This window comes from Erythrobacter sp. JB1-15, from assembly GCF_057365035.1.
Map to the genome: position 1 here is coordinate 1666409 of NZ_CP200295.1, position 17141 is coordinate 1683549.

Here is a 17141-nt window from a genome sequence, read left to right on the forward strand (position 1 = left end):
ACATAACGAATTTGGTGATTGCGCTGAAATTGCAGTAAAGCCCCCGAAACGAACCGCTATTATGAACATGCACGAACCCGTCTCTGACCCTGCTATCATGGCTCGCGATCTGCCGCGGGCCAAGCGTGCTGATTTTCAGACACGCGATGACAAGGACATGCTGCGCGCCGCGCGCGATCTGACCAAGGATCTGGGCGAAGCGCGCGGGGCCTATTACTGGCCTGACATGCTGATTTCCGCTGGCATCGGCTATGCCGGAATTGCGACTGCCATTTTGTCAGGAAACATCGCGGTATCGGTTGCCGCTGGAGTGATTGCATCGCTGGCGCTGTATCGCGCGCTGATGTTCATCCATGAGCTCACCCATATCCACCGCGATGCGCTGCCCGGTTTTCGCACAGCGTGGAATGCGCTGCTCGGCATTCCGATGCTGACGCCCAGTTTCATGTATGAAGGCGTCCACACCATCCATCACAAACGCACGCAATACGGCACGATTGAAGATCCTGAATATCTGCCGCTGGCTTTGATGAAACCGTGGAGCCTGCCGCTGTTTGTGCTGGTCGCGCTGCTCGCGCCGGCGGCGCTGATTGTGCGATATGCTGTGCTGGTGCCCGTTGGATTGGTGATCCCGGCCGTGCGCACATTCACGTGGGAGCGTTTTTCTGCGCTCTCGATCAATCCGGAATTTCGCCGCAAGCCGCCCACGGGCGATTTTGCCAAACGGGTGCGCTGGCAGGAAGCGGCAGCAAGTATTTGGGCAATTGCTGTGCTGGCCAGCCCGCTGGTGATCGGGTGGGAACCCTTGGCCATAGCTTTGGCCATCTTCTCCGCCACTGCTGTTCTCAACCAATTGCGCACGCTGGTTGCGCATTTGTGGGAAAATGAAGGCGAACCGATGACGGTTACTGCCCAATTCTTGGACAGCGTCAATGTGCCGCCGCCCGGACCTGTGGCGGAAATTTGGGCACCTGTGGGGCTGCGCTATCACGCGCTGCATCACCTGATGCCTTCCATGCCCTATCACGATTTGCCAGAGGCGCATCGGCGATTGAAAGCGGCGCTGGGCGCTGGGTCAACCTATGACGGGGCAAACCATCCCGGCCTGCTGAACCTTGTGGGCCGGATTGCTAAAAGCACGATGGGCGCCGGCACGCCGCCCGCTTAGTCCAGGAACCGGATCATCGCGCAGCGGCGATGGGCGGGCAGGCCATCATCCACCTCATTCGCCAATTCCCCTGCAAGCCGGGGGTGTGCATCCAGCGCGGTCACTTCTTCAAAACCCAGCCTTTCATAAAACGGCGCATTCCACTCCAGATCGCGAAAGGTTGTTAGGGTAACGGCTTTGAACCCTGAATTGCGTGCATCAATCATACAGGCGCGCATCAGGCCTGCGCCAATGCCGCGGCGCTGGAATTGCGGATGGACATCCATTTCCCAGACATGGAGCTCGCGCCGGAACGGCTGGCTCACCAAAAACCCTGCCATCTGATCGCCTACATGCGCGGCGAGGCAATGCCCTTTGGCGATCAGTTTGCGCAGCTCATCGGGCATCCATGTGTCATTGGGATCAAGCGCGCCAAGATCGGGGTCGCCTGCAAACAGGCTGGCGGCAGCGCGTTCAATTGCGGGCATGGCATCGGCATCATCAGGCCGCGCAAGCCGCAAGGACCACCGCGTCATTCCTCGGTCCTGATAAGCACGGTTTCGCCCACCAGAAAGAACAGCAGGAACGGGGCCCATGCGGCCAGAAATGGCGGATATCCCCCAAAGCTGCCCATAGCGAGCGCCGCATTATCGACCACGAAATAGGCAAAGCCCAGCGCCATGCCAATTATCGCGCGGACAAACAGCTGGCCCGATCGGGCAAGGCCGAACGCCGCAATTGATCCCAGCAATGGCATCAAAAATGCCGATAAAGGCCCTGAAATCCGGTGCCACCATTTGGCGCGCATTTCCGATGTGCGCCGCCCGACGGCCTCGAACGCATCAATCGTTTCGCCCAGTTCAAAGAACCCCTGCGCATCGGGATCAATCGATTGCAGATCAATCTGATCAGGCGTGAGCATTTCTCCCACGACCAGATCATCCAATTCTTGCGTTTCGGCGCTGGCGACATCAAAGCGCACCGGACCTGTCAACCGCCAACCGGGCGCTGCATAGGTCGCGGTTTGAGCGCGCACCTGTTCGCGAATGATGCCGCCGGGCATTCGGGCATACCAGGTGACCTGGTTAAGCTTGATCTGCTCGCCTGTTCCGCTCAGCGTTGCGGCGGCCAGAATATTGGTCCCATCTGTAAGGTATATGTTCGCGCGTGTGCCCGTTTCTTCGGGGATCGGGCCATAATCAGCCGCGTCCCACACTTTAAGCGTCGCATTGGCTCTAGTGACCACGCGTTCGTTAAAAGCGAAACTCAACACCGCGATCAATGCAGCTGTCAAAAGCAGCGGCGAAAGCACCTGATGCGCGGACAAACCGGCCGCTTTCATGGCGACCACTTCGCTGTTCTGGTTCAATGTCACCAGCGTAATCAGCGTCGCCAGCAGCACCGAATAAGGCAGAAAGCGCGCAACAAGCTGCGGGGCGCGCAGGCTCGCATATTTGAGGATTTCCGCCTGGCCATTGCCTTCGGGCGCAAGGATATCGCCGGTATTGCCCAGCAGATCGAGCGCCAGCAGAACGAGCACCAGCATCACCAGCACAGCCAGAATCCGGATGACGAACATCTTTGCCAGGTAAAGCGTCAAAGTGCGCGAGGGGAAGAAATCAAGCTGCATGGACCGTGCTGCGCTTTATTCCGCCGGTGCCATCTGGGAATGGTCAGATGCGGCATCAACGGCAGGTTTCGGCGGTTGGCGCGAAAACAGTGCGGCAATTGGCTTGGTGATTTTGCCAAATACCCGTTCCAGCGCGCCCAAGGGCTGCGCGCCCGGCACATATGCGACCCGGTAAAACATCCATAAAATCAGCGCGGCAAAGATAACAAACGGCCCCCATAGTGCCACAATCGGATCGATCCGCCCAAGCGAGGCGATGTCTTCTCCATATTGATTGATCTTGTGATAGGACACCACCATCACAATCGACACGAACACGCCCAGCGCGCTGGTGGATCGTTTGGGCGGGATGGCGAGCGCGACAGCCAAAAGCGGCATCAGCATCATCATCACCACTTCGACCATGCGAAAATTGAAGGTTGCCTGGCTGGCATCGCGTTCCTGTTCGCTGCGCGCCTCGTTCCATCCTATTCGCAGCAATTCGGGCAGGATGTATTCGCGCGTTTCATCTCCGCGTGCTCTGAATTCCTCAATGGCGGGCAGATCAATCGGCAGATCATGGCGGCTGAAGGATAGGACACGCGGGGTCTTGCTGCCTGTATCCTGCACAATTGTCCCTTCAGACAGGCGCAGAATGATCGTATCGGGATTGTCACTTGTGGCCAAAAAAGACCCCTCGCGCGCGCTGATCGACAGAACCTGACCTTTGGAATTGGACACACGCGCAAAGATGCCTTGCAAACGCTGACCATCATCCTCGCTTGCTTCAATCCGCAGCGCCATGCGGTCAGCCAGCGTAGTAAACTCTCCCACCTTGATCGACGCGCCCAGCGCGCCTGATCGCAGTTCATATTCCATCTGTTCGTAGTAATATCGGCTGACCGGTTGGATGTAGAACACCAGCGCCACATTCACCGCGACCAGCACCAAGGTGATCGCATAAGGGACACGCAGCAGCCGCCAATAGGACAGCCCCACCGCGCGCATCACGTCAAGCTCGCTGGAAATGGCAAGTTTGCGAAACGCGAACAAAATGCCCAGCAGCAGGCCCAGCGGGATGGCAAGGCTGGCATATTCAGGAATAAGCGCGCCCAGCATTTTGAACACAACGCCAACAGGGCCGCCTTCAACCGCGACAAAATCGAACAATCGCAGCATTTTATCGAGCAGCAGCAGCGATGCCGCCAGTGCAAAAATACCCAGCATCGGAAAAATCACGAGCCGGAAAATATACCGGTCGAGACTGCTTACAGGGCTCGATAAGGCGGTGGACACAGGGTGCGGCTTCTTCGTTCGTCTTTGCGTGGCAATCAGGCGTTCTACATGGTTTCGAGGCGTCCCTAGCGGGATTTTAACCCCGCGTCATGCCCTGATGGCGGCTGTTGGACTATTCCTAAATCAGCGCGGGTGAGCGCGCGATTTACCACAGGCGGCTGCCGGGGATGCCTTTGAACGGTCCCGCTTCGTATTGGCTGATCCAGCCGCCGTAAAACTGGCCCGGTTGCGGGGTGATGACCTCGCCGTCGACCATGCACTGATCCAGCGGGTCGGGATAGAATGCCAAAAAGTCACGAATGGGCGCAAAGGCTGTTGTGGGCTTGGGATAGGTCCATGCGATAGCCTCCAACCGCGTCTCGCCGATCACGAGATCGAAATAATTCGCCTGGCCTTTCCACTCGCACAAGGTGCGGCGCGCATTGGGGACGAGGTGATCCATCGCGATGTCGCTGCGCGGAATGTAATAGGTGGGCGGATGGCTGGTTTCCAGCGTTCGGTAAGCTGAGGTGGTATCCACCAGCTCTACGCCGCAATGCACAATTTGAATATGCCTGCCGGTTGGTTCGCAAATGGCGGGGCGAGGGTAGTCCCAGACGCTTTCCTGCCCCGGACCCGCCGGGTCTGGCCTCGGATGGCCGCCAAACAGGCTCACGCCTTTTCAAGCGTGCATTGCAGCGGATGCTGGTTCTTGCGCGCGAAATCCATCACCTGGTTCACTTTGGTTTCAGCCACTTCATATGGGAATATGCCGCACACACCGACGCCCTTTTGATGCACATGCAGCATCACGCGGGTGGCCTGTTCCAGATCCATGCTGAAAAAGCGTTTGAGCACCATGACCACGAATTCCATCGGCGTGTAATCATCGTTCAGCAGCAGCACTTTGTACTGGCTGGGCTTTTTCGGCTTTGTGCGGGTCTTTGTAGCGATCCCCACTTCGCTTTCAGAGCCATCATCGCCGCTTTTGTCCCCATCATCATTATCGCCTGCCATCATACCGCTATCACATGCGGTTCTCGCCCGCAGTTCAGGCGCCGAATTCAGCATATCGGGTGCCGCGACAGGCAAAAAAGGGAAAGCGGAGTGATTCATGCTTGGGTCCATTATGGGATTAGCTGCGTTGTTCGCAAGGTCCGCTGCGTTTGATAATGGCATCGGGCTTAACAAGGTGTCGATACGGGCACACAAAAAGGCCGGACAAACCGCATAGGTCTGTCCGGCCCTCGCGCGCTCTGGCGCGTTTTCGTAAACCGGGTTTGGGAGAGAGAGGAGAGGCCCGGTTTAGAAACTTTGATGGCGCTTAGGCAGCTTTCGAGATTTTCTCGGCAGCCACGCTAACGCGGTTTGAAATCGGCGCGAATGCTTCGTTGTAAAGCTTCACCCAAGCTTCGGTGCGCTGCGAACCGAACGAAACGACAGCGTCAAAGTTGCGGCGTGCAAGCTCACCCTGAAGCTGAACCAGTTCGGTTGGAGATTTGACAGAAGCCATTTTCTTGGCGTCAGCAGTCACGGTGTCGACGACGGTTTTGCCGGTTTCGACATTGTCGCGAACCAGTTCCTGCGCGCCGTTGAAGAAGATTTTGCCGCTTTCAACGACAGCTTCGAGGTTGGCTTTGTTGAAATCGCCAGCTTCCGAAGCGAATTCACCCGCTTTGGCGTAGGCGCCTTTCATGCGGTCCTGAACGTCTGCAGCCATGTCTTTGGCTTGCGCAGTGATATCGGTTTTTTCGGCAGTTGCCATAATGGTATCCTTCAGTTTGGTAACGGGATTGGTCGGCGCAGTTTTTGCCGAAGATTTTGTGGCGGGTTTCTTGGTCGCTGCGACTTTTTTCGCAGGCGCTTTTTTCGCGGCCGTTTTCTTCACAGCTGCGGTTTTCGCCGCGACCTTTTTGGCCGGTGCTTTTTTCGCAGTGGTTTTGCGTGCAGCGGTTTTACGGGCAGGAGCCGCTTTCTTCGCCGGGGCTGCCACCGCTTTCTTCACGGCTGCTACTTTCGGTGCGGGCTTGGGCGCGTCAGCATCAACAGCCGCAGCCACTTTCGCGGCGCTTGCAGTTGGTGTCTTGGACGCAGCGTCGGCATATGCCTTCTCAGCCGCTGTGTCGATTTTCGATTTGGTGTTGGCGTCTGCCATGTCATCCTCGCTTAATGTTGCACTGCACAAAATAGTGATTGCAACTGCGAAGTCAAGGATTTTTTGTGCACTGCACAATAAGCAGGTAAGTCACTGAAAAGTCAGCGATCAGATGAGAAATTCACCAATCTTCCTACGCCCGCTTAAGAAGGTGTTTCATCAACTTATCGCGTCTTTACATAACGGCCCGGCGCATCCTCGATCACTTTATCTCCGCGCCCGCCGGGCTTGCGTTTGCCTGTGGCGGCGACTTTTTCAGGCGCTTGCTTGTCCAGCCACTGAAGCCAATGCGGCCACCAACTGCCCGGATGTTCCTGTGCGCTTTCGATAAATGCGCCGAGAGATGGGGCCTTGGTATCGCCCAGCCAATATTGGTATTTGCCAGCCGCCGGCGGATTGACCACGCCTGCAATGTGACCCGATCCGGCCAGCAGAAATTCCAGCGGCCCTTTGAAATGTTCGGTGATGCGCCAGACGCTTTCAGCAGGGGCAATATGATCCTCGCGCCCGGCCTGCACAAAAGTGGGCGTTGTGACCTGCGTCAAATCAATCGGCGTGCCATCCGCTTCCAAAGCATCGGGGACAACCAATTTGTTGTCGCGGTACAGATCGCACAGATAATCATTGTGCCATTTGGAGGGCAAATTGGTGACATCGCCGTTCCAGTGCAGCAGATCAAAGGCAGGGTAATCTTCGCCCAAAAGGTAATTGTTGACGACATAATTCCAGATCAGATCTTTGCCCCTAAGAGCGTTGAATGTCGCGGCAAGATAACGCCCGTCAATATACCCCTTGCTGCCCAGCTTGCCGAGCATGTCCAACTGGCTTTCATCGATGAAGTGTTTGAGATCGCCGCTCTTTTCAAAATCGACCTGCGCGGTGAAAAACGTTGCGCTTTTGACCTTGTCCGCATCGCCCCGGCGCGCCAGCACAGCGAGCGTTGCCGCCAGTGTTGTGCCGGCGACGCAATAACCGATCGTATGAACATGCGGGACAGAGAGCCGCTCGCGAACTGTATCAATCGCTTCGATTTGGCCGCGAATGTAATCATCCCATACGACATCGGCCATGCTTTCATCAGCGGATTTCCAGCTGACCACAAAGACGGTGATCCCTTGATCAACCGCCCATTTGATAAAGCTCTTCTTGGCATTCAGATCGAGGATGTAGAAACGGTTGATCCACGGAGGAAAGATCACCAGCGGGACTTCGTAAACATCTTTGGTCGCGGGGCTGTATTGAATGAGCTGATACAGCTCTGTCTCAAACACCACTTTGCCCGGCGTGGATGCGAGATTTTCACCCAAGGTGAAAGCGTCAGGATCGGTGTGAGTCAATTGTCCGCGTTTCAGATCGGTGATCAGGTGACGCATGCCGCGCACCAGATTTTGCCCGCGCGTTTCAACCGTGCGTTTCATCACCACGGGATTGGTGAGGATGAAATTGCCGGGGCTCATCGCTTCGGACAAGGCGCTGACTGCGAATTCGAGCTGTTGGCGTTTGACCGGGTCCAGTCCGTCGATGGATTTGACCGATTGCTGGAAATACTCCGCCAGCATCAGATAGGTTTGATGCAGCAGCGCAAAGGCCGGCAGATCGCGCCATGCCGGATCGGAAAAGCGGCGGTCTTTCTGCGGAAGTTCGACTGCCAGATCTTTGTCGCCAGCGCTTCCTGGTGTCAGCGAGGATGTGACCTGTTTGAACAGGCCCTGCCACAATTGCACCGAATCCTGCGCCAGTTTGGTGTGCGCATCAAACATAGTCTTGGGCAATTGTTGGAGCATTCCGCGCGAAATGGTCATCCACTGCGCCGGATCGAGCGCATTGGCGGCATCGGGCGCCTTGGCTGCCGTTTGCGATGCCTGATGCGCGATAAATTCGAGCCACATTTTCTGCAGCTCAGCGCTGGCTTTGGCCCATTCTGCCAGATCACCGATTGCCATATCCTTTGGCAAAGCCTGCGCGATATCCGTTGCCGCCCCAGCGGCATCCTTGGCATGCGAAGGCAGGGCGCCTGACAGCATATCCCGCATGGCATTGCCTTGCATGTCAAAGAACGCTTTGAACTGCTCATTTTGAAGGAAGGCCGCAGGGCCGTTATCGGTTGTGTTTTTCGAAGCCATGACCAGTACAATCCCTCAAGTGACGCAGCGTTCCAAAGCCCAAAAATAGGGCCTTCGGGGGAATTGTCGCGAAAACGCCTTCCCACAGCCAGCAATAATGCCCTAGAATAATCGGTGCGCGTGTTGTCACATTGATTGCGCGATTTTGCCAGGATAAGCAATGAACGACCAATTCTATCGCATGAAACGTCTTCCGCCCTATGTGATTGCGGAAGTGAATGCGATGCGTCACGCTGCGCGGTCCAGCGGCGAAGACATCATAGATTTGGGCATGGGCAATCCCGACCAGCCGCCGCCTGCCCATGTAATCGAAAAACTGTGCGAGGTCGCCTCCAAGCCTGACGCGCATGGCTATTCGCAATCCAAGGGCATTCCCGGTTTGCGCCGTGCTCAGGCCAATTATTACGAACGCCGTTTCGGGGTGGATCTAGACCCTGAAAGCGAAGTTGTTGTGACGATGGGGTCCAAAGAAGGTCTCGCCAGCCTGGCCACCGCGATTACGGCGCCGGGCGACTGTGTGCTTGCGCCCAACCCATCCTATCCGATCCACACATTTGGTTTCATCATCGCTGGGGCAACCATCCGCTCGGTTCCAACTACGCCCAACGAGGATTATTGGCGCTCGCTCGAAAGCGCGATGAATTTCACTGTGCCCCGGCCCAGTGTGCTGGTGGTGAGCTATCCATCAAACCCGACGGCCGAAACAGTCGATCTGGCCTTTTACGAGCGGCTGGTCACTTGGGCGCGCGAGAACAAGGTCTGGATTTTGTCCGATCTTGCCTATTCAGAACTGTATTATGATGGCGTACCAACGCCCTCCATCTTGCAAGTGAAAGGCGCAAAGGATGTCGCCGTAGAGTTTACCAGCATGAGCAAGACCTATTCCATGGCAGGGTGGCGTATGGGGTTTGCGGTTGGAAACAAGAAACTGATAGCGGCACTGACACGGGTGAAATCCTATCTCGATTATGGTGCTTTTACTCCCATTCAGGCAGCAGCCTGCGCGGCGCTCAACGGGCCGCAGGATATTGTGGAGGAAAACCGGGTTCTTTACCGAAAGCGCCGTGATGTGATGGTCGAATCGTTCGGGCGTGCGGGTTGGGACATCCCGGCCCCTTCCGCCTCAATGTTTGCTTGGGCTCCACTTCCTGCGGCGTTGTCAGACATGGGCAGTCTTGAATTTTCGAAGCAATTGTTGACCGAGGCGAAAGTCGCGGTCGCGCCGGGCGTGGGCTATGGCGAAGAAGGCGAAGGGTTTGTTCGCATTGCGATGGTCGAAAACGAACAGCGGCTGAGACAGGCGGCGCGGAATATTAAACGGTATCTCATATCTGTGGGTGTCAACACTGCCAGCCCGAAGTCTTAGTTTTGATTGATGAATCGTTTTCCATCTCTCAAAAATGGAGCGATTTGCCAGATCGCGCGTTGAGGATGTATGCTGAGTGCACGGTTTAAGGAGGCCAATATGCCACCGCCAGATACGAAACCGCTGACTGACAGGCAGCGCGCCGTTATGGAGCGTGTGGATCGCCGGGTTCCGATTAAGGTTATTGCTCAGGAATTGAGCGTGTCCGAGACTCGGATCAATCAGCATATTCGCGCGCTCAAAGATATATTTGACGCTGCAAGTCTTGGCGAGTTGGTTGAGCTTTATCGCGCGTCTTTGACTGACATTGATGCCGAAGATGGCAGCAAACTGGAGCATTTCTATCTAGGCGGAATGGAAACTTCGAGCGTGCAATATGTGACGGCCAGCGCATTTCCCATGCAAATCGCAGATACAAATGCGCGTATTTCGATTTCTACAACCTCCCCACAGAAACAAGTTAAGGGCAATTCTGGTGTTCAAATAGTCTCAGAAAGCCATTTAGGTGATAGCAAGGAACTGGGCGGAACACTGATAAATGGTATTTTACCTGTCGTCGAAAATGCCCCGTGGTTTGAAAAGAGCGAACCAAGCATCTTAAATGGTGAGCATGCTATTGTGTTGCGTTTGGGTGCAATTGTTGTGATCGCGTTGTTGTTTTTGGCTTCTTTGACACTGACTTCCGCGCTAACTGGCTCAATTGAAAAGGCGGTTGGCGCAGAGCCGGCGATTAGTGTTGATGCGACTGATGGCGAGATTGAAATAGCCCGCGCGGCGAACAATACTATGCTTCCTGGTCTGAACGGGAAAGTCTAACAGCTCCAAACGCCCTAAGCTTTGCAGCAGGTGATGAAATTGGGGGGCATATGCAGGGAAGGCTTTCTTGCTCAACCTTCGCTATTGTTCAGTTCGGCAGCTGCACACCGCAGCTTTCGCATGAGTTGGATAAAAATAAATCAAAACAGCTTAATCCTACCCCTTTTTCCATAAGCCACGAAAAATGTACGGGATTTTCATTTTTATTCTACAATTTACTTTCCTTTATTGACAAAATTTCGTCTAGTGTTGAAAGTTAGGGGGAACTTTATGTGCTGATGGGGACTTTATCAGCAATACACTTCTTGTGGGATCAAGAATGATAATCGATTATATCGGCCGTTCAATGAGTGGTCACAGATCAGAAATGACAATGATATCGGAAGATTTATTCCACTATTATATTGTTCAAGTTTGATATTTGTATTTCGATTATTTTATTGTTCTCGCAAGTCAGTGTGCTCTAATCTTTCAGGGGCCGAATTATGACGTCAACACCTGCCTATAATATGTTTCCGGACAGCGACACGCTTATCCCTCGTTTTCGAGAGGCAGGCGACGTGACGCTTGATCTGGTTCACAGAGACGGCCGGGTTGAATCCAAGTGGCTTGGTCTTCATCCGCGTGAATTTGAGCTGTTGTGGAGGCTCGCAGAAGAGCCAGGCAAGGCTTTCACCAAAAAGCAGTTGCTCGCTGATGTCTGGCGCATTGCATTTGAGCCAAAGACAAACAGCGTTGCTGTTCATGTTGCGCGGGTAAGGGCCAAACTGGAGCCTTATGGGCTTGCGCACATCCTCGCGACGCACAAACAGAACGGCTATTTCCTTGATGTGCCGCCGAGCCCGGGGGCATTTAATCAAGAACCCGAACAGGATGAATAATGCTTGTCAGAATGCGGCTCTTGACCCGGCTTGCCGCGTCGCCAGAATGAACGGCTGGACACACCTTCTCTGATCCGTCACACCTTTGCCAAACGGAATATCATTCAGGCACAGGCTCGGATTAAGCGATGGCAAATACTACGGAAAAACCCTCCAGTGATCGCGTTGCGATTGATATGGACGAGGATGGCGTTGCGCATGTGCGTTTGACACGTGCCGACAAGATGAACGCGCTAGATCCGGCGATGTTCACCGCGATTATCGAAGCCGGTGCCTATCTCAATCAGCTTGCGGGCCTGCGCGCGGTTGTTCTGTCGGGGGATGGCCGGGCTTTTTGTGCAGGGCTTGATACATCAAGTTTTTCGAATGTGTCATCGAGCCTGGTTGAGCGCACGCATGGCAATGCAAACACCTTCCAAGAGGTCGCGCTGCAATGGCGCAAGCTTCCTGTCCCGGTCGTAGCTGCGCTGCACGGCGTTTGCTTTGGTGGCGGATTACAGATTGCCAGCGGCGCTGATATCCGCATCGCGCATCCGGACACGCGTATGGCGATTATGGAGCTGAAATGGGGCCTGGTGCCCGATATGGGCGGCTATGCCTTGTGGCGCGGGACTGTACGCGATGATGTGCTGCGCGAACTGGTTTACACCAATCGCGAGTTTACAGGCGCTGAAGCGCAAACCCTTGGCCTTGCCACTTATGTCGATAGCGATCCTCTGCCGCGCGCTCGTGCAATCGCTGCTGATATTGCCAACAGAAACCCTCACGCCATCCGTGCAGCAAAGCGCTTAAGCGCAGCCATGCATGATATGTCGGGCGATGAAATCTTGATGGAAGAAAGTGCCGAACAACAAGCGATCAGCCGCACACCCAATCAGATTGAGGCGGTTATGGCAGGCATGCAAAAGCGCAAAGCCACTTTTGAAGACGTATAGACCCCAATCAGATAGGCCCCAATAAGGGCAAGTCTTACCCAAACACCGCCACACATTGCAGCCCGTCGAGCACTTGGCGGCCATTGCTGTCCCACATCCTCAGCCGCTCTGAGGAATAGCCATGATCGGCGTGCTGGCTGGCATTTTCAGCCAGATACCAACCGCCGTCTGACTGTGTCGCCGGATCGAGCACATTGAATGACCAATTGATCGAACTGATCGGACCCATGCGCTGCATGATCCGCATCGCGCCTGGCGGCATCACATCGCCCATCAGAACGAGCTTGCTCACCGGGTCAAGATCATGATCTTCGGTCAGTCTCGCCCAGCGCCTGATGGTGCTACCGTGATCTGCGTCTTTATCCTGACCAAAGCGAATTTCGAAATTGTTCTGAATAAAACTTGGGCCTTGGCCCTGCATGGTGACAGGATTGTCTTGAGGGGCACCAGGCCAATCGGCCAGCGGTGATGCTTCGCGTACGGCGTTGGCTTCGCGCTCTGCTGCAAACAGCCAGAATGCGGTTAAGGCAACGCCTTTCTCGTTGCGTATCTCGCTGCGAACTTGGGTAACATTGCGGCCTTGCCTCACGATCTCGGCGGACAGTTCGATATGTTCACCCACTGGCGCGACAAAACCGATTTGGGCCGCGCGCAAAGGGGGAGATCGGGAAAGGCGCGGCGAGCCATGGTGAACGCGATCAAGGCGGATGCGCCGCCATAAAGAGTGCGCCCTTGCATCCAGTCATCAGCATGATTGAGAGTAACAAGGCCGGACACGCCGGTTATGGGTTCGAGCAAGCTGGCAATGGTCATAGCCGCTTCTTTGCCTCGCCAAACGCGCCGGGTCCAGATTGACCATACGTAAAGCCAATTGTGACCACACAGATTAGTGCCTTCTTGCAAGAGGCGCATTGCCTTTACCGCGCCGAATCGCTAGTGCGCGCGCTCGCCCCTTTCGCAGGAGGGTGGCTCGGCCCGATGGCGGAGTGGTTACGCAGCGGATTGCAAATCCGTGAAGGCCGGTTCGATTCCGGCTCGGGCCTCCACATCTGCGATTGCGCGTTTTGGGGTAGAAGCCTTTAGTGCTGACGCGCTGCCGCTTTAGCTCAGTTGGTAGAGCACATCATTCGTAATGATGGGGTCACGTGTTCGAGTCACGTAAGCGGCACCACTCCTTATGGTAGGCTGTCCGCGCTCAGCTTCGTTTCGCGGCATCGATAAAGCGCGCATCGGTATGGTCTTTCAAGACTCTTTGGAGCCATGCTTCCCGCTCAGTCGTTCTGACGCAGGCGACAATGCATCCGCCAAATCCGCCGCCTGTCAGCCGCGCACCGATGGCCCCGCAATCCAGCGCGCTTTGCACCAGGGCATCGATGGCCGGCACCGACATTTCAAACTGGTCGCGCATGGATGCGTGGCTTTTGACCATCAGATCGCCAAAAAGCTGGATATCGCCATCGCGCAGCGCAGTGACAGATTGAGCCACACGGGCATGCTCGCTCACCAGATGCGCCACCCGGCGGGCGATTGGGGGATCAAGGTCTGCTGCGGCAACATCCGTCTCGTTTAACAAGCACAGATCCTCAGTGCCGAAATACGCTTTTGCGGTATCGCATTCGACCTTACGCTCGGCATAGCGTCCATCGGTTAGCTTGCGGGTTACGCCCGAATGCAGGACCATCATGTCATAGCCTGCGGGCAGATCGATGATGTCCCAGGCAAGCGAATTGGTGTTGAGCGCCATTGCAGTGCCGGGAGTAGCCAGAGCGACCGCCATCTGGTCCATAATCCCGCAAGGGACGCCGATATAGTTGTTTTCGACCCGCCGGGCGGCAATCGCGATATCTACATCGGATATGCTTGATCCGGCTGCAGAGCGAGCCGCTTTGAGCAGCGCGACGATAAGGGCGGCGGAAGAAGAAAGCCCGGATCCTTCGGGCATGGTAGAAACAATATCGATCGTTGCTCCGCCGTTAAGCAGGCCGAGCGCGTTCGCTTCCCGCACGGCGCCCACGGCGGCATCGGCCCATTCATCCACGGCATCATCTGCCAGATCGCGTATTACGGGCGCGTCATAATGGTTTGAGGTGACTGCAACTGCGCTGTCGGTTCGCGGGGCAAGCGTGACCTCTATCCCAACGCCAAGCGCTGCTGGCAGAACCATGCCGCCATTGTAATCGGTGTGTTCGCCAATCAGATTGACGCGGCCCGGTGCGCGCGCGGTGAACGTCTGTGTCATGATTGTGCCTGCTCTCGCAAAGCGGCAACGGCTGCTTCGGGCATCACATCCACGGTGAACGTGCCGGTGTGCTGTTCGACAGAAGCGAGATATTTCACTCGTCCCGGCGCGCGCAACAGGGGATAGAACTGCACGGTGAAATGGTATCCGTCCGCTCTGGTTGCTCCACCGGGATTGGGCGCAGCGTGAAAAGCCATCATCGTGGCGGCGGGCTGCTTGAACAGTGCATCATACCGCCGTGTCATTTCTCCGAGCCAGTAACTGAGCGCTTCCAGTTCTTCATCACTGCATTCCCAAGGGCCAGCGCGTTTTTGAACGGGCGCGATCCAGGTCTCAAAAGGGAACCGGGCAAAGCGCGGGACAAAGGCCGCCATCCCGCCATCCTCGCCTAGGCCATAATCGGGCATCGCGCGGCGCATTTCCGCTGCTAAATCGTACCCAGATGCAAAAGCATTGATCGCCCGCTGCTGGATGGCGGGCACACGGTCAAATCCATAAATCTGCCCATGCGGGTGATGCAGGGTCACGCCCACTTCATCACCGCGATTTTCAAACGGCAGGACATAATCGCACCCGGCTGAAAAATGCGCTTCATACCGGTCGAGCAGGGCGCTTACCAATAGCTGGCAGCGATCCGTTCCCAATGTGTGCAGGCTGCCGCTGGCATCGGGCGCATAGACAACGACATCGCAAGCGCCTTTTGCGGGCTCGCTGGCTATGCCATCAAGCTCGGCTGCATCAGCCGCGCTGGGGTGAAAAGCTGCAAATTTGTTCTCGAAAATGGCGATTTCGAAATCGCTGAATGGGATTTCGGTCGCAGGCCCGCCGGGCAATGTGGGAGCAAGTGGGTCTTGGGCTGCTGATGGTTTGAAAGTCCGGTTTTGCCGGTGCGCGGCATAGACATTCCATTCATCGCGCAAGGGGTGATGGCGGATCTCGCCGCCCTGCGCGATGTCGTCATGGGTTTCGTCTAAGCAGTCCAGGTCATGCGGTGTGCGGCCGTAAAGGTGCAGCATTCGCCCATCAGCCTTGCGATGATCGCGCCTGTACGCGCCGCGCCCGACAAGCATGCGGGGCAAAAGGACATTATCGCTCACGCCGGAGTCTTTGCCTGTTCGAACCACTTGGCAACGCGCGTTTTTGCATCATCGTCGAGGTGAAGGTCCAGTTTGGAGCGGCGCCACAAGACATCCTCGGCTGACGTCGCAAATTCCTGATCGACCAGATATTCCAGCTCGCGCGTATACAGGTCACCGCCCAGATGAGGTCCCAGATCATTCAGTCCTTCCGCGCCGGTCAGTAGGACATGAACCCGCGTACCATAGGCTCGGCACAGTCGCTGTGCTGCGCCAGCGGGAAGCCAATCATATCGCGTGGCGACATCGGCGACAAAAGCATCAAAACGCGCCGGATCAATATCGCCCCCCGGCAGAGGCTGATCGGCCGTCCATGATTTGCCCGCCAGCCCCAGTTTTTCCAGCGCATGCTCTGCCAGTTTGCGATAGGTTGTAATCTTACCGCCAAAGATTGAGAGGATCGCGGCTTCATCGCCGTTATCACCCCGATCAAGCTCAAACTGATAATCGCGCGTTACGGTTGAATTGGACGCGGCGCTGTCATCATAAAGCGGGCGCACCCCTGCATAACTTGAAACGGCATCATCCGGCGTAATTTCGGTGCGCAGATATTCATTGGCTGCATCGCAGATGTATCTCGCTTCGCGGTCCGAAATGGTAATCCCGGCCGGGTCGCCTTCGAACCCTTCATCTGTCGTCCCAACTAGCGTGAAATCGCTTTCATAGGGTATCGCGAAAATGATCCGATCATCTTTGTTCTGAAAAATGTAGCAATGATCGCCTTCGAACAATTTCGGAAAGATGAGATGGCTGCCTTTGACAAGGCGCAGGTTCGTCTGGGTTTCGTGCGGTTTTGCGCGCGACAATACCCTGTCAACCCAGGGGCCAGCGGCGTTTATGACGGTTCTTGCGCGCACTTCTTTTGCGCCTTCCGGCCCGATCAAAAACGCGGTCCACATATCGTTGTCGCGGGTGAGCCCGACGCATTCGGTGCGCGTGTGAATGTCAGCGCCGTTTTCTTTTGCGTCCATGCAATTGAGGACGACAAGCCGGGAATCCTCCACCCAGCAATCGGAATACTCAAATCCTTTTGTGAGCCGATCCTTCAGGATAGCTCGGTGGGGAGGAGAATTGAGATCCAGAGTGCGGGTGGGCGGCAGCATTTTTCGCCCGCCCAAATTGTCATACATGAACAATCCGAGCCGCAGCAGCCATTTGGGACGCAGTCCCTCATCATGAGGCAAAACAAAGCGCAGCGGCCAAATGATATGCGGCGCCATGGCGAGAAGGCGTTCACGCTCAATCAGGCTTTCGCGCACCAGCCGAAATTCGTAATGTTCCAGATAGCGCAGCCCGCCATGCACTAATTTTGTCGAAGCGCTTGAAGTGGCTTGAGCCAGATCGTCCTTTTCCACCAGGCACACTGACAAACCGCGGCCGGCGGCATCGCGGGCAATCCCGGCGCCATTAATCCCGCCACCAATGATCAGCAGGTCATAGACGGGGTTCATGTCTGCGC

17 protein-coding genes and 2 tRNA genes are annotated in these 17141 nt (G+C 55.8%); 7 read left to right on the forward strand and 12 right to left on the reverse strand.

The window, feature by feature from the left end; all coding sequences use genetic code 11:
- Positions 1 to 67: 67 nt before the first annotated feature.
- Entirely contained in the window at positions 68 to 1168 is a 1101-nt protein-coding gene (locus AC0V6L_RS08085) for a fatty acid desaturase family protein (RefSeq protein WP_486155076.1), read from the forward strand.
- Here the strand turns inward: AC0V6L_RS08085 and AC0V6L_RS08090 are convergent.
- From AC0V6L_RS08090 to AC0V6L_RS08120, 7 genes are all read right to left on the reverse strand, one after another.
- Positions 1165 to 1683 carry a GNAT family N-acetyltransferase gene (locus tag AC0V6L_RS08090; protein WP_486153781.1) on the reverse strand — a complete coding sequence of 173 codons (519 nt, stop codon included), beginning with the start codon at positions 1681 to 1683 and terminating at the stop codon, positions 1165 to 1167. The genes AC0V6L_RS08085 and AC0V6L_RS08090 overlap by 4 nt on opposite strands.
- Positions 1680 to 2777, reverse strand: a complete 1098-nt coding sequence (gene lptG, locus AC0V6L_RS08095) for an LPS export ABC transporter permease LptG (protein ID WP_486153782.1) — start codon at positions 2775 to 2777, stop codon at positions 1680 to 1682. The genes AC0V6L_RS08090 and lptG overlap by 4 nt, the downstream gene beginning before the upstream one ends.
- A gap of 15 nt (positions 2778 to 2792) precedes the next feature.
- Positions 2793 to 3983, reverse strand: a complete 1191-nt coding sequence (locus AC0V6L_RS08100; protein WP_486155077.1) for an LptF/LptG family permease — start codon at positions 3981 to 3983, stop codon at positions 2793 to 2795.
- A gap of 214 nt (positions 3984 to 4197) precedes the next feature.
- Positions 4198 to 4707, reverse strand: coding sequence for a DUF427 domain-containing protein (locus tag AC0V6L_RS08105; protein ID WP_486153783.1), 510 nt, complete (start codon positions 4705 to 4707; stop codon positions 4198 to 4200).
- A complete protein-coding gene (clpS, locus tag AC0V6L_RS08110) occupies positions 4704 to 5051 on the reverse strand; it encodes an ATP-dependent Clp protease adapter ClpS (RefSeq protein WP_486155078.1) in 348 nt (115 codons plus the stop codon). The genes AC0V6L_RS08105 and clpS overlap by 4 nt, the downstream gene beginning before the upstream one ends.
- A gap of 304 nt (positions 5052 to 5355) precedes the next feature.
- Positions 5356 to 6186, reverse strand: coding sequence for a phasin family protein (locus AC0V6L_RS08115; RefSeq protein WP_486153784.1), 831 nt, complete (start codon positions 6184 to 6186; stop codon positions 5356 to 5358).
- A gap of 164 nt (positions 6187 to 6350) precedes the next feature.
- Positions 6351 to 8309: a PHA/PHB synthase family protein gene (locus tag AC0V6L_RS08120; protein WP_486153785.1), complete on the reverse strand. Its 1959-nt coding sequence runs from the start codon at positions 8307 to 8309 to the stop codon at positions 6351 to 6353.
- Positions 8310 to 8469: 160 nt separating this feature from the next.
- Between AC0V6L_RS08120 and AC0V6L_RS08125 the strand changes: the two genes are divergently transcribed.
- The 4 genes from AC0V6L_RS08125 (at position 8470) to AC0V6L_RS08140 (ending at position 12307) form a co-directional block, all read left to right on the forward strand.
- Positions 8470 to 9675, forward strand: a complete 1206-nt coding sequence (locus AC0V6L_RS08125; RefSeq protein ID WP_486153786.1) for an LL-diaminopimelate aminotransferase — start codon at positions 8470 to 8472, stop codon at positions 9673 to 9675.
- Positions 9676 to 9774: 99 nt separating this feature from the next.
- Positions 9775 to 10491 (forward strand): helix-turn-helix transcriptional regulator, encoded by a 717-nt coding sequence (locus AC0V6L_RS08130; RefSeq protein ID WP_486153787.1) that lies wholly within the window; start codon positions 9775 to 9777, stop codon positions 10489 to 10491.
- A 485-nt stretch (positions 10492 to 10976) separates the two neighbouring features.
- Positions 10977 to 11372, forward strand: coding sequence for a winged helix-turn-helix domain-containing protein (locus AC0V6L_RS08135; RefSeq protein ID WP_486153788.1), 396 nt, complete (start codon positions 10977 to 10979; stop codon positions 11370 to 11372).
- Positions 11373 to 11500: 128 nt separating this feature from the next.
- The gene (locus AC0V6L_RS08140) at positions 11501 to 12307 is read left to right on the forward strand and encodes a crotonase/enoyl-CoA hydratase family protein (protein WP_486149947.1); all 807 of its coding nucleotides are present in this window, start codon (positions 11501 to 11503) and stop codon (positions 12305 to 12307) included.
- A gap of 34 nt (positions 12308 to 12341) precedes the next feature.
- Here AC0V6L_RS08140 and AC0V6L_RS08145 read toward each other — a convergent pair whose 3' ends face one another.
- Entirely contained in the window at positions 12342 to 12929 is a 588-nt protein-coding gene (locus AC0V6L_RS08145) for an acyl-CoA thioesterase (RefSeq protein ID WP_486153789.1), read from the reverse strand.
- Complete coding sequence (locus AC0V6L_RS08150; protein ID WP_486153790.1) at positions 12893 to 13120, reverse strand: hypothetical protein; 228 nt, start codon at positions 13118 to 13120, stop codon at positions 12893 to 12895. Before AC0V6L_RS08150 ends, AC0V6L_RS08145 begins: the two co-directional genes overlap by 37 nt.
- A gap of 159 nt (positions 13121 to 13279) precedes the next feature.
- Between AC0V6L_RS08150 and AC0V6L_RS08155 the strand changes: the two genes are divergently transcribed.
- Together AC0V6L_RS08155 and AC0V6L_RS08160 are read left to right on the forward strand one after the other, a co-directional pair.
- Positions 13280 to 13353: transfer RNA gene (locus tag AC0V6L_RS08155), tRNA-Cys, on the forward strand.
- A gap of 49 nt (positions 13354 to 13402) precedes the next feature.
- Positions 13403 to 13478: transfer RNA gene (locus AC0V6L_RS08160), tRNA-Thr, on the forward strand.
- A 24-nt stretch (positions 13479 to 13502) separates the two neighbouring features.
- Here the strand turns inward: AC0V6L_RS08160 and galK are convergent.
- Genes galK through glpD form a run of 3 tightly spaced genes read right to left on the reverse strand, consistent with a single transcriptional unit; the run spans position 13503 to position 17133 of the window.
- Positions 13503 to 14546: a galactokinase gene (gene galK / locus AC0V6L_RS08165; protein WP_486153791.1), complete on the reverse strand. Its 1044-nt coding sequence runs from the start codon at positions 14544 to 14546 to the stop codon at positions 13503 to 13505.
- Positions 14543 to 15643, reverse strand: coding sequence for a galactose-1-phosphate uridylyltransferase (locus tag AC0V6L_RS08170; protein WP_486153792.1), 1101 nt, complete (start codon positions 15641 to 15643; stop codon positions 14543 to 14545). Before AC0V6L_RS08170 ends, galK begins: the two co-directional genes overlap by 4 nt.
- A complete protein-coding gene (gene glpD / locus AC0V6L_RS08175) occupies positions 15640 to 17133 on the reverse strand; it encodes a glycerol-3-phosphate dehydrogenase (protein WP_486155079.1) in 1494 nt (497 codons plus the stop codon). The genes AC0V6L_RS08170 and glpD overlap by 4 nt, the downstream gene beginning before the upstream one ends.
- Positions 17134 to 17141: the final 8 nt, after the last annotated feature.